At 53.2% G+C, this 12595-nt stretch carries 9 protein-coding genes; 5 read left to right on the top strand and 4 right to left on the bottom strand.

Annotation, left to right across the window (positions count from 1 at the left end; genetic code table 11):
- The first annotated feature begins 94 nt into the window (after positions 1 to 94).
- Positions 95 to 322 carry a YqzE family protein gene (locus BN3277_RS19945; RefSeq protein WP_059045744.1) on the top strand — a complete coding sequence of 76 codons (228 nt, stop codon included), beginning with the start codon at positions 95 to 97 and terminating at the stop codon, positions 320 to 322.
- Between the two features lie 72 nt (positions 323 to 394).
- On the opposite strand, the gene BN3277_RS19940 is transcribed toward BN3277_RS19945, so the two are convergent.
- Positions 395 to 1894, bottom strand: coding sequence for an aminotransferase-like domain-containing protein (locus tag BN3277_RS19940; RefSeq protein ID WP_059045742.1), 1500 nt, complete (start codon positions 1892 to 1894; stop codon positions 395 to 397).
- 127 nt (positions 1895 to 2021) lie between these two features.
- Between BN3277_RS19940 and BN3277_RS19935 the strand changes: the two genes are divergently transcribed.
- Positions 2022 to 2996: a DMT family transporter gene (locus BN3277_RS19935; RefSeq protein WP_059045740.1), complete on the top strand. Its 975-nt coding sequence runs from the start codon at positions 2022 to 2024 to the stop codon at positions 2994 to 2996.
- A gap of 29 nt (positions 2997 to 3025) precedes the next feature.
- Here the strand turns inward: BN3277_RS19935 and BN3277_RS19930 are convergent, their stop codons facing one another.
- The 3 genes from BN3277_RS19930 to BN3277_RS19920 form a co-directional block, all read right to left on the bottom strand.
- Positions 3026 to 3295 (bottom strand): hypothetical protein, encoded by a 270-nt coding sequence (locus BN3277_RS19930; protein WP_148501095.1) that lies wholly within the window; start codon positions 3293 to 3295, stop codon positions 3026 to 3028.
- A gap of 419 nt (positions 3296 to 3714) precedes the next feature.
- Positions 3715 to 4680, bottom strand: a complete 966-nt coding sequence (locus BN3277_RS19925) for a YqhG family protein (RefSeq protein ID WP_059045738.1) — start codon at positions 4678 to 4680, stop codon at positions 3715 to 3717.
- Between the two features lie 9 nt (positions 4681 to 4689).
- Positions 4690 to 6468, bottom strand: a complete 1779-nt coding sequence (locus tag BN3277_RS19920) for a DEAD/DEAH box helicase (protein WP_059045736.1) — start codon at positions 6466 to 6468, stop codon at positions 4690 to 4692.
- 650 nt (positions 6469 to 7118) lie between these two features.
- On the opposite strand from BN3277_RS19920, the gene BN3277_RS19915 reads away from it, so the two are divergent.
- From BN3277_RS19915 to BN3277_RS19905, 3 genes are all read left to right on the top strand, one after another.
- The gene (locus BN3277_RS19915; RefSeq protein WP_059045734.1) at positions 7119 to 9719 is read left to right on the top strand and encodes an adenosylcobalamin-dependent ribonucleoside-diphosphate reductase; all 2601 of its coding nucleotides are present in this window, start codon (positions 7119 to 7121) and stop codon (positions 9717 to 9719) included.
- A 255-nt stretch (positions 9720 to 9974) separates the two neighbouring features.
- On the top strand, positions 9975 to 11417 hold the full coding sequence (locus BN3277_RS19910; protein ID WP_059045733.1) for a spore germination protein: 1443 nt from the start codon (positions 9975 to 9977) through the stop codon (positions 11415 to 11417).
- A gap of 10 nt (positions 11418 to 11427) precedes the next feature.
- Positions 11428 to 12573, top strand: coding sequence for a Ger(x)C family spore germination protein (locus tag BN3277_RS19905; protein WP_059045731.1), 1146 nt, complete (start codon positions 11428 to 11430; stop codon positions 12571 to 12573).
- Positions 12574 to 12595 lie beyond the last annotated feature (22 nt).

Raw genomic sequence — 12595 nt, 5'->3', positions numbered from 1 at the left:
ATAGATGCCTGGTGACGTGCGGGTTTAAGGTGGAGGGAATCGGAGCAAACTAAAGCTAACGAAGAACGACAAAGCTGGAAAGGAGTTTTTCTCCATGGCCAAAGGCGACGAGCTGGTCAAATACATCACCGAACGGGTAGTGGATTACGTAGAAATGCCGCGAGAAGTGCGCCGCGAACGGTCCAAGGTGAAGGAACCGTGGACCCGGCGCTGGTTTGGCATGATCCCATTCTCCCTCTCCTTATGGGCCGGACAGCTTCCTAAGCCAAAGAAGAAGGAAGCCCGGAGGAAAGAGCATACCCCCCACTCTAGGGAGGTATAAGCTGGCCAAGGCCCCATCCAACGATAACAGCTGCTTTCTGACCTGAAAATGGGAAGGCGGCTGTTTTTAGGTTTATACGCGATGACGAGCCAGTTGCTCAGCCAACTGGACCAGCGTATGAATGCCTTCGCGCGTCCGCGTTTCATTCACAAACGAATAGCTGAGCCGAATCCAGCTTTTCATTTCACCCAACGAATCGCAGATCGTTCCGGGAACGAACGTGATCCCGTTGCGGACGCTCTCGGAGAGCAGTTGATCCGCGGTGATGCCATCGGGCAGGCGGACCCACAAGTTCAACCCGCCCTGCGGACGATACCACTGCCAGGCGCCGGGTCCGGCACCAAGTGCTTGCTCCATCACGTCCCGGCGCATTTGCAGCGCGGTGCGGAGCTTCTCCAGGTGCTGCTGGAGCCGCTCCGATTCGAAGCAATGCTGGAACAGCTTCTGGTTAACGAGCGGCGTGCCGTTATCGGCCAGCGATTTAGCGGTCAGCAGCGGGGCCATCACGGCCGATCGTGCGGCCACGGCGCAAATGCGCAGCCCGGGTGCCAAATACTTGCTGAAGCTGCGCAGGTAGACGACCCAACCCTCCGTATCATAGGAATAGAGAGGTGGAGGAGGTGGCGCATCGAAGTAAACGTCATGAACCGCATCATCTTCGACGATCAGGCAGCCGTACCGCTCCGCCAGCTCCACCAGCCGCTTGCGTTGGGCCGCCGGAACCGTAAATCCCGTTGGATTATGAAACGTTGGATTCATATAAAACATCCGGGGTTTATGGCGCTTCAGGCAAGCCTCGACCAGGTCGAGGTCGTACCCGTCCCGATGAATCTCCACCGGGAGGAGACGAGCGCCTCGCTGGCGGAAGCAGTCGAGTGCAGAGCTGTAGGTGGGGCGCTCCACAAGGACGTAATCCAGGGGGCGAAGGAACACACCGGCGAGTAGATCGATCGCTTGCTGACCGCCGGTGGTAATCAGCAGCTCGTCGGCGGAGACTTGAAGCTTATCCTTACGTTGCATATCCGCACTGAGAAGTTCCCGCAGCTCGTCGTCCCCCTGGACGGAGGAGTAGGTGCCAAGCAGCTTGGGATAACGGTCGAACACCTGCTTCACGTGGTCCGACAGGAACAGGTTCGGCAGCAGGTTCGGATCGATTAGCGCCTGGGAGAACGAGTAGACGGCTGGGATTTGGTGGATTTCGTTTAAGGCGTTTTGCAATCGTCCAACTCCATACCGGGGGCCGTGGAGCGGCTTCTCGCCGGCTCCAGCGGTGGCTGGAAGAGAAAATGTAGTAGTTTCACCATGGGGTTCGGCGGGATCTGCATACGGCAGTTCTCCAGAAACGTAATAACCGGACTTCTCCTTGACGTAAACGATCCCGTGTTCTTTCAATAAGCCGTATGCCCGAAAGACGGTTAACCGGTGGAGCTGCAGTTCCCCGGCCAACGCGCGCACCGAGGGCAGCTTGTCATGCGCTCTCCAGTCCCCTCTACGGATACGATCCCAAATATAATCATAAACTTGCGGATAGAGAATCTTGCCGGATTCTTCCGGCTTTGGACTTGCATTCATCGCCTTCCCTCCTTGCACCATGAATCCATTTTATGCGAAACGCCTAAGCATCTGTTCTGCGAAGACCCATCTGTTCTGTCTTCTTTCCTGTATGATACAGTTCAGTAGGCGAAAGGGGAAGATCTCGATGATCGTGGTCAACTATTTAATCGTGTGTCTCGTGTTCGGCACGACGTTTTTAGCGATAAAAATCGGCGTGGATCATGCGGCGCCGCCGTTTTTCTCGGCGGGGTTCCGTTTTTTTGCCGCGGGGGCGATTCTGTTTCTGTGGATGGTTTGGAGAAAAAAGGCCGCGTGGTCCTTGCTGCTGCGCAGGGAGATGCTGGTGACGGGGGCGTTGCTGACCTTCGGGACGTTTTCATTTCTGTACTGGGCGGAGCAATACGTAACCTCCGGCGTCGCTGCGGTCTTATCGGCTACAGGGCCGCTGATGATTGTGTTGATGCAGATGATCGTGCTCCGGCTAAAAACGACCCGACGGGCCGTCCTGGGGATCCTCATCGGCTTGTCCGGCGTGATGCTGCTTGTGCTGCCCAATATGATTTCGGCGCAGGCCGGTCCTCGCTGGGCAATGGGCTGCGCGGCAATTTTGACCGGGGAAGTGCTGTATTCGATCGGTGCCCTGTACACCAAACGAGTCACCCAAAGTTATGCGGGGGAGTCGCCGATCGCACTTAACGCCGCGCAAATGATATACGGGGGCTTGCTGCTCTTGATCCTGTCGGCTTTCACCGAGCGGGTGTCGGCCGAGGTCTTTCTGCAGCCGTCCACGTTAGGCTCGCTCTTATATCTGACTGTGGTGGGTTCGATGGTGGGGCATAGCCTGTTTTATTGGCTGGTGGCGAAGACCAACCCGGTGTTTCCATCGACTTGGCTGTACGTCTCGCCCTTGATCGCGATGACGATTGGTGTGTTGTTCTACGGAGAAACGGCGGGATGGTTTGCGGTACTGGGCGGGGGAACAATTATCGCCGGCACGGTGCTGACCAATCTGGACAGCCTGCGCCAGTTGCTCAGCGGACCGGCGCGGCTGACGGCCGGGGCCGCTGCAGAGGGAGGTACGGGTTCGGCGGTAAAAGCCAAAAAGAGCACGGCCAGCTAATGGCCGTGCTCTTTTCTGTACTCTTATTTCTAGAAAGTGACGAATTTACCGCTGGCCATCAAGGCATCCAGCGCGATCACCCGGATGGTGGTATCGGTGCCGGTGACGACGTAAACGGCTTCGGCTTCGGTGGACGTTGACGCCGAAGGGTCGCCGTTCGTCCAGGTTTGATAGCCGTAGACCGGAAGAGGAAAGGAATAAGTGCGCTCGGCTCCGGAAGCCGCGTAGACGAGCTGTCGGCTGGCTTTTAGCTTCCCGATGAAGGAATCCGGCTTCAACGTCAAAGGCTTGGCCGTCATCCATAACAGGTTGTCGTAGGGGTCGAAGCGGGATGACGTATAGACAATAGGGGCGGGCGATAGGGGATCGCGGCTGCCGGAGGCCAGCCGCGGCGGCGCGTAGCCGCCCGCCTGCTTGTCCCAGCGCGCTTAGCCCGCCGGGCCCGCCCGCCGTCGGCAAGCCCGCGCCGGCTGCGCTATATAAGATGCTTGCGCATAAAAAGATTTTGCAGGTGATCGATAGTTTAGATGGAGCTAAGCGTGGTTGTGGCATGAATTCGCCTCCCTGACCATTCGTCTGGCATCCTAAGTTTGGTTTTGTGATTGCTTGTCCATTGTACCGAAGCCGGTCCAAAAAGGATGTTGCAACCTGTCGCGCGGTTTAGCGGCAAACGGCTTCTATTTTTGCGGTCTTTTAGCGAGAAAAGGTTGTATTCTCGTCACCGCGGCGAACGCAGATGAAAGATGCCGCAGCCCAAGGCGGATACGACAATTCTCGGCTCATACTGCCAGCGGATTTCATCCCGTCTTGATTCGTATTGCTCGCTTGCGCCTTGCGCCCGCTCGGGTTCGGGATCCTTGACGAGATCCTTGTAATAGGCGTCGATTAACGCCAGCTCGTCGTTAAGCCGCTCACGGGCCTCCTGCGCCCAGGTGTCATCATAGGCGGCGATCCGCTCGGCGAGACGCTGCTCAAGCGCCGTACGTGCGGCATCTAGGGACAGCTGGGTGGGTTCGATATGAACGTTTTCCGGCAGGCGGGGAACCAGCGGCTTGGCAGCGATCCGGGTCTGAAACGATTCATCTACCGCACCTGTCAGCAGGGATACACCGTAAAAATGCAGCTCCTCGCGCTTCATATCGCAGCAGAACTCCACCTTGAAGCAGACGCCCAGCCAAGGCTCATAGGCGGCGGGCAGCAAGGCCATCCGCTGGCGCTGCCCCGGCTCTTCAAATAAGTACACATATCGGCCGCCTCTTCGCGCCGCTTCGAAGATTTGCTTGAGCCGCGGGCTGCCAAACGCCAGCTCCTCACGCTGAATCCGCCCGGGGCCAAGCACCGGCAGCGGTCGAACCGCGCCAAAGTAGCGTCCGAGCAGCGTGTCCTCCTGTGCGGCTTCCATTTGCTGCTGCGGACCTAAGCTTGGATTGTCCTGGGCTGCCTTTGCCGCTTCCGCGGCTTGGAGCGCCTCCGGGTCAAAAACAAACGAAAACGACATCGTCTCCGGCTCCGCCCCGGTTCGTTCGATAAACCCCCAATAATAAGGGCGATTCGTCAAATCGCGATCGGCGCGGGGGGAGAGCTTCACTGTGACGTGATGCGGCGATTTTTCAAGAAACTGGCATTCCGTCGCTTCCAGATACGTCAGGACATAATCGCGAATCTGTTCTCGGGTCATGGACATAACCGCGGATCAACCCCCTAACAGCTGCTGCAGGCCGCCTTCGTTCTCGTTTCCTTCGGCTTCCGCATCCAGCTCGGATTTAATCGTATGGAATTCGTGTCCCAGCGAATCGACGCGGCTGGCGATTTCTTCGTCGCTGCCGGATTCGAGGATGATTTGGTAAATGCTTTTTTCCAGCGAATGCTGCTTCTCGAACCGTTCCAGAATGACATCCAGATGCCCGATCACCATCTCGAACATATTAATCTTCTCATGCAGCAGGTGGAGAATATGCTCTTCAATCGTGCCTTTCGTGGACAGATTATAGATATTGACGTCATTGGTTTGTCCCAATCGGTGGACGCGGCCGATTCGCTGCTCGACCCGCATCGGGTTCCAAGGCAGGTCAAAGTTGATCATCTGATGGCAAAACTGCAGGTTGATCCCTTCGCCTCCGGCTTCGGTTGCGATCATGACCTGAGCCCGGCCGCGGAACAGGTCCATCATCCAATCTTTTTTGCCGCGGTTCATCCCGCCCCGATATGGCACCGCCGTCATGCCACGGTCGCGAAAATATTTCAGCAAATATTCCTGCGTGGCCCGATATTCGGTGAACACGATCACCTTATCGTTCATTTCGCGGATCAGCTCCATCGCTTTCTCCGCTTTGCTGTTGGCCTTGATCTGACGGATCAGGTCAACGAGATCCCAAATCCTGTCGCGGATCGGGGAGTCGGGGGCCAGCTTCTTCGACAGGTTCACCAACGTGACGAAGACGGCGTCGCGGCTGCTGCACACCTCACGCTGCAAAGTAACGAGCGAGAGCATGCTGTTGAGGTCGCCGCCGGCGGCGTTGTACTGATCTTTAATGAAGGAAGTAACCCCGTCGTACAGGTTCTTCTCCTCCTGGGAGAGCTCCACGTCAATGTTGCGAACGATCCGTTTCGTGAACTCCAGTTCACCGTCGCCGCGCCGGTTGCGGATCATCACCTTGGCCAGCTCATCCTTCAACTGCCCCTCGTTTTTCGGCAACCGCTTGTCAACGACGAAATTGGCGGCAAACTCGCTTTGCCCGCCCAATTGGCCCGGCTTCAGCAGCGTGATCAGGTTAAACAGCTCGCCCAAGTCGTTTTGCACCGGGGTGGCCGTGAGCAGGAGGCAATATTTTTTTCGCAACTGCAGCATGAACTGGTAGTTGGTTGTTTTCTTGTTCTTCAGCTTGTGGGCTTCATCCACGATGACCAAATCGTATTCATTGCTCAGTAAAATGTTCTTATGCGGGTCGCGCTTTGCGGTATCCATCGACGCGACGACCACGTCATTGTGCCAGGAATGCTCTTTCTTTTGAGCGACGGCCGGAATGCCAAACTTCTGGTTCAGCTCCCGAACCCATTGCAGCACTAGAGAGGCTGGCACCAGAATCAATGCTTTTTTTACTAATCCACGTACGATATATTCCTTTAAAATCAAACCCGCTTCGATCGTTTTGCCAAGACCTACCTCATCGGCTAGAATGGCCCGTCCGCGCATTTCGAACAGAACCTTGCGGGCGGTCTCGGTTTGGTGGGGCAGCGGGGTTACGCTTTGTAAGTGCTTCAAACACTGCATTTCCTCAAAGCTCGTGACAAGCGAAGCGGTCTCGGCCTCAAGGGCAAGGTTAAACAGCTTCCAATCGTCCCAGGGGCCGCCTTTTTCATGTCGGGTCTCGAGGTCATTAAACCAGCTTCGGTCGAATTCGACGGGAACAGCGGTTGGCAAGTCCGGCAGTGCGGCCGGATCGGAAAAAGGGCCGGGGGGATGAGGATTCATGATGTAAAACCTCCCTTTAGGTGCGTATTTGTCTAGCTCTATGGCGGCTACGAAAGGATGCGAATCAGGCCATACCGCGGGCTTGTTGCAGACGTAGGTGTAGTATGGACGAAAAAGGAGGAGTTCATAACTTTGGAGAGATCCGATCCTATTTGGCGGGCGCTTTGCCGGATGATCCCGTTGAATCAGCTGACAGCACTAAGATAAGCGAATCGTACCCGTCCACCTTACCGCCTTACTCAAAGGGATCATCGTGCAAAGCGGCCCCGAGTGTACCCAAGACCCCAATCCCCGCTTGAAATGGAAATGGTTACATGACGGTTTCAAAGATTTGGGTCCAAAAAATAGAGAGAATCGGAGCAAACGGGTGTTTGGGCGAGCAGCATTCGGAATAAAGCCTAAAATTTCAACCTGGCCATCGGTGACAACGAGATATTGTATAGTATAATGGTAATCGCACACAATATATTGTGATTTATACATATAATAATACGTTTATAGGGTGTGCACAGCGGTTTTCAAGCAGGCGAATTTCGGCTTGAAACAGCGCTTTTTTCGTTTTTTTCGCCCGTTTTTGACCTTTAGGAAACGGCGCGGATGACCGATATATTGAAAGATCTCTGAACCAAACTTTTAGGAGGGTGTTTTCTTTGAAAACTGTGCAGAAACAGCGCCTTGAGGGGCTAAGCGAAAAAATCTTCTTGGACCGGTACGCTTGGAAAGACGCGGATCCTAGTCATGCCAAGGTTGGCGACGTTGTCCTCGTGCTTACGAAGGACGATCCGAAGTTCCCGACGAAGGAAGTCGGCGAAGTCGTTGCTCGTAAAGGGCGTAAGGTGACGGTCAAGACCCGCCGGGGCGAACTGGTGGAGTCTGACGTCGAGAAGTTAACCCTCAATATCGAGAAAACCCCTGAAGAAATGTGGGACCGCCTGGCCAAAGCGATGGCTTCCGTGGAGGAAACGCCGGAGCTGCAGAAGGAATGGCAGGAGAAGTTCCGCTATATTTTGGACGATTGGAAGCTGGTACCGGGCGGCCGGATCGCAGCGGGAGCCGGGGCTAGCGACGAGCTGACTCTGTTTAACTGCTATGTGATTCCATCGCCAAAAGACAGCCGCGGCGGCATCATGGAAACTCTGTCGGAAATGACCGAGATCATGGCTCGCGGCGGCGGCGTAGGGATCAACCTGAGCTCCTTGCGTCCGCGCCGTGCGGTCGTTAAAGGCGTAAACGGCTCTTCGAGCGGGGCCGTATCCTGGGGCGGATTGTTCAGCTACACCACCGGATTGATCGAGCAAGGCGGCAGCCGTCGCGGCGCGCTGATGCTGATGATCAACGATTGGCATCCGGACGTGTTGGACTTCATCACCGTCAAGCAAACCATGGGCCAAGTGACCAATGCCAACCTGTCGGTATGCGTGAGCAACAGCTTTATGGAAGCCGTTAAGAAAGACCTCGATTGGGAGCTGGTATTCCCGGATACGACTTATGAGGACTACAACGAAGTGTGGGACGGCGACCTCGATAAATGGAAAGCGGATGGCCGTAAAGTCATCCATTACCGCACCGTCAAAGCGCGTGAGATCTGGCACACGATCATCGAATCTGCCTGGAAATCCGCCGAGCCGGGCGTCGTATTTATGGAATACTACAACCAAATGTCCAACAGCTGGTATTTTAACCCGATCATCTGCACAAATCCGTGCGGGGAGCAGGGCTTGCCGGGCTGGGGCGTCTGCAACCTGTCGGCGATGAACTTGTCCAAGTTCTATGACGAAGAGAAGCATGACGTCGCTTGGGACGAACTGGCGACAACAACGCGTTACTCGGTCCGTTTCCTGGATAACGTTATCAACAAAACGCCATATCATTTTGAAGAAAACGAGAAGAACCAGAAGAAAGAGCGCCGCGTCGGCCTCGGAACGATGGGTCTGGCCGAGCTGATGATCAAGCTGAACATCCGTTACGGCAGCCCGGAATCGCTGGAATTCCTCGATAAATTGTATGGTTTCATCGCGAAGGAAGCGTACCTGGCGTCCGCGGACATCGCAGAAGAGAAAGGCTCGTTCCCGGCTTTTGAAGCGGACAAATATTTGCAAAGTGGATTCATGAAAGTGATGACTGAGGTATATCCGGAAGTTGGCGAAGCGGTCCGCTCGAAAGGAGTCCGCAACGTCACGATCATCACCCAGGCGCCAACCGGCAGCACAGGCACGATGGTTGGAACCTCGACCGGGATCGAACCGTATTTTGCCTTCAAATATTACCGTCAAAGCCGTCTCGGCTTCGACGAGCAGTTCGTGCCGATCGCACAAGAGTGGATGGACGCACATCCAGGGGAAGAACTGCCGGATTACTTCGTCACCGCGATGAATTTGTCGGCGGAGGATCATATCCGCGTGCAAGCGGCGATTCAGCGTTGGGTTGACAGCTCCATCTCCAAAACAGCGAACTGCCCATCCGACTTCACGGTAGAAGAAACGAAACGTCTGTATGAGCTGGCCTTCGATCTGGGCTGCAAAGGCGTAACGATTTATCGCGACGGCAGCCGCGACGTGCAGGTTCTGCAAACGGAGAAGAAGGAAGAGAAGAAAGAGGAAGCGGCAGCTCCAGAAGCTTCGGCAGCTCCGGCTCCAGCGGAACAACCGGCTAGCGCTTCGATTCAGGCCAGCAGCCCAAAAACAGGCGAGCAATACAAGAGACGCCCGCAAGTGCTGCATGGCGCAACGTATAAAATCAACACGCCATTTGGCATGGCATATATCACGATCAACGATTTGAACGGTATTCCGGGGGAAATCTTCCTGAACGTAGGGAAAGCCGGTTCCGATGTGTTTGCGATGGCGGAAGCGCTCGGCCGCGTCTGCTCGCTGTTCCTGCGTTACGGGGATCATGGCGAGAAGGTGGAGCTGCTGATCAAGCATCTCAAAGGCATCGGCGGCACAGGTGCCATCGGCTTTGGTCCAAATCGCGTTGAATCGATCGCGGACGCCGTTGCTAAAGCGCTGGAAACGCACGTGCAAAACGGACCTTACGGCGATCATGATCCGGCGCCAGTGGCAGCAACGATCGCGCATCATGAGGAAACTGCACAGGATCATGGCACCGCGAGCGGTTCGCACGGCGACCACAACCACGGCAGCGCACCGGCAACCTCCCGCGACCTCTGCCCGTCCTGCGGCTCGGCCTCGCTGATCAACATCGAGGGCTGCAAGACCTGCAGCAACTGCGGATACAGCAAGTGCTCGTAAGGAAATAGATCATAAACAGGAAAAGTGTGCTAGGACCTTGATAGGTCGTAGCACACTTTTTTTTGCGCAGAATTGAACTATAAAATAGCTTTCCCGTTGGATCAATGCGGCTTCACTAGTGCCCAAAAGATATTGGGCAAGTGGTCTATGTTGATCATTTTGTTTTTAAGTGAAAAAAACATGCGCTTTTTGTACATAAGTGTTTGAATCGCCCGCCCCGTGGTAAAACTTGTATCAAAAACGAGGACAACAGACATGCCGCAAAAGAAAATGAGTCCAGATATCCATGAAAACGAAATCATCTTCAAAGCCATGTTCCAGGAATGTTCAGATGTCGTTTTTCGAGAATTAACGATCCGCGGGCACACCAAACTTCTCATGATTTATGTCGATGGGATGATCAATACCGAAACCTTCGAATCCAATGTCCTCAAACCTTTAATCTACGAGGGGGTTCCCCAAGGTCTTGGTACGATCGACAGTATTACATATATGTGCGAACAAGAGCTTTTCTCTGTCATGCAGATTTCCAAGCTTTTTGATGTCGAAGCGACGGTTGAACGTATTCTAAAAGGAAGCGTTGCTCTCCTAGCCGATGGCGAGGCAATCGCATGCTTGGCCAATATGAAACAAGTCGAATCCCGCAGTATTGAAGAGTCTTCATCTGAACCAACATTACGTGGTCCCAGAGAAAGCTTTACGGAAAACCTCCGTACTAACACAACACTGCTTCGCCGAATCATTACAACGCCAAAGCTCAAAATGAAATCCGTTACCCTTGGTACTTTAACGAAAACGGACGTCGTTATTGCCTATATCGAAGATATTGTGGAACCTAAGCTGCTGGAAGAAGTTCTTTTTCGCGTCGGTCAAATTGACACGAAAGGAATCCTTGAGTCCGGGTATATCGAGGAAGCAATCGAAGATACGCATCTAACTCCATTTCCGCAAATGTTAAATAGTGAAAGACCCGACGTTATTGCTTCCGGATTGCTAGAGGGAAAAGTAGCTATTTTGACCGATGGTACCCCATTTGCCTTGTCTGTTCCGATGACTTTCTGGACTGGACTGCAAGCGCCGGATGATTATTATGAACGCTCGATGTACGTCTTCATGACTCGTTTGCTTCGTTTTATCTTTATCCTCTTCGGGACGACCACCTCAGCTCTTTATATCGCGCTAACCAATTATCATCAGGAGATGATTCCAACAAAATTGATGATCAGTATTGCATCACTTCGAGAACATGCGCCGTTTCCAACCATTATTGAGGTTTTTATGATGGAGGTTGTTTTTGAAGGGTTACGGGAGGCTGGCATCCGCTTGCCAAAAACGATTGGTCCGCTCGTTAGCATCGTTGGAGCGCTTGTCATCGGGGAGGCCGCAGTACGCGCCGGTATTATCTCTGCGCCAATTGTTATTGTTGTCTCCTTTGCTGGTATCGCATCCTTTATCGTTCCACGCTATCGATTTGGATTTCCGCTGCGAATGCTGCGGTTTCCGTTAATCATTCTAACCGGAATGTTCGGTTTGTTTGGCTTGGCGGCCGGAATGATCGTCATCTTAGCGCATCTGACCCGGTTAAGTCCATTTGGTGTCCCTTATCTCACCCCGGTGGCGCCGCTGGTTAACGGATGGATTAAAGATTGGGTGGTCCGTTACCCTCGCAAGCTTACAAAGTCCAAATCCGACGAATAGGTGGATCACGATGAAATTAACATTAAAGGTTAGCTCAATCATATTCCTGATGTGTTCCATAACCGGTTGCTGGACTTTAAATGAACCCGACCACCTCGCCTTTAATTTGGGAGATGGATGGGATATCGAGGAAAACGGACATATTCTAGTTACGACCCAAATCGCTATACCCGCAAATTCGGGAGGGCTAGATGCAGGTGGGGGAGCAAAGGGGAACAGGGCTTTTCTAACCATGAGTGCAAGCGGCACAAGTCTATATGACAGTTTGCATCATTTACAAAATGAACTTTCCAGAGAGATGTTTGTAGGACATCGAGAGGTATTGCTGATCGGACAGAAAATGGCTGAACACGGGATAGATAACCTGCTCGACGAGATCGTCCGTAATCCCAAATCAGAACTGCGATCGAAAGTATTTGTTGTGAAGGATGGACGAGCCAAAGATATTTTTACTTCGGATCCCATCTTTGACTCCTTCACTCAAACATCGCTGACGCGGCAAGAGGAAATCTTACATATCAGACATACTTATTTCCGGGATTTGCTGGCTGACTCTTTAAGCCGTGGTATTCACCCGTTGGTGCCAGCTATCGGCTTATCGCCTTCTTCGAAGCCCCATTACGTCGGATCTGCCATTTTCAACAACAATAACCATTTGAAATTGGTTGGGTTCCTGGACAGTCAGGAATCCGCCTACGCGAATTGGATTACGAACAGGCAAGACAGTTTTGTTTATATCTTTTCCATTCGAGAGAAGGAGAACAATTTAAGTGTGATTTTGAATTTTTTGAAAAGTCAGATTCGTGCTCAAATGTCCGGCGATGATATCCAAATCCATATCCAACTGACCGGGAAGGGAACCATCGTCGAGAATAATACGGACCTTGACCCCACTAAAGCTGCGGACCTTCAAATCATCGAGAAGGAACTTCAGAAAACTATAAAGCAAGAGGTCATGAATCTTGTTGCCATGGTTCAAGAGAAGTATCGGACCGATATCTTTGGGTTTGGGGAAAAGGTTCATCACCAGCTGCCAAAGCAATGGAAGGTCCATCAAGAGCATTGGGAACGTATTTTTCCCGAGCTCCAGATTTCGATGAGTATTAATGTTAGATGCGATGACCCTGGGCAAGCCAATCGATCGATGAAATATTAACCTGGATTGAATCATGAGGAGA

The sequence above is a fragment of the Paenibacillus rubinfantis genome, assembly GCF_001486505.1.
Lineage (GTDB): Bacteria > Bacillota > Bacilli > Paenibacillales > Paenibacillaceae > Fontibacillus > Fontibacillus rubinfantis.
This window is presented reverse-complemented; position numbering and strand designations above follow the sequence as displayed.

Excerpts from the sequence above, each read along its gene's own strand:
- BN3277_RS19925 (WP_059045738.1), bottom strand. The coding sequence starts at position 4,680 with ATGTCCATGACCCGAGAACAGATTCGCGATTATGTCCTGACGTATCTG.
- BN3277_RS19945 (WP_059045744.1), top strand. The coding sequence starts at position 95 with ATGGCCAAAGGCGACGAGCTGGTCAAATACATCACCGAACGGGTAGTG.
- BN3277_RS19935 (WP_059045740.1), top strand. The coding sequence starts at position 2,022 with ATGATCGTGGTCAACTATTTAATCGTGTGTCTCGTGTTCGGCACGACG.
- BN3277_RS19930 (WP_148501095.1), bottom strand. The coding sequence starts at position 3,295 with ATGACGGCCAAGCCTTTGACGTTGAAGCCGGATTCCTTCATCGGGAAG.
- BN3277_RS19920 (WP_059045736.1), bottom strand. The coding sequence starts at position 6,468 with ATGAATCCTCATCCCCCCGGCCCTTTTTCCGATCCGGCCGCACTGCCG.
- BN3277_RS19910 (WP_059045733.1), top strand. The coding sequence starts at position 9,975 with ATGCCGCAAAAGAAAATGAGTCCAGATATCCATGAAAACGAAATCATC.
- BN3277_RS19905 (WP_059045731.1), top strand. The coding sequence starts at position 11,428 with ATGAAATTAACATTAAAGGTTAGCTCAATCATATTCCTGATGTGTTCC.
- BN3277_RS19940 (WP_059045742.1), bottom strand. The coding sequence starts at position 1,894 with ATGAATGCAAGTCCAAAGCCGGAAGAATCCGGCAAGATTCTCTATCCG.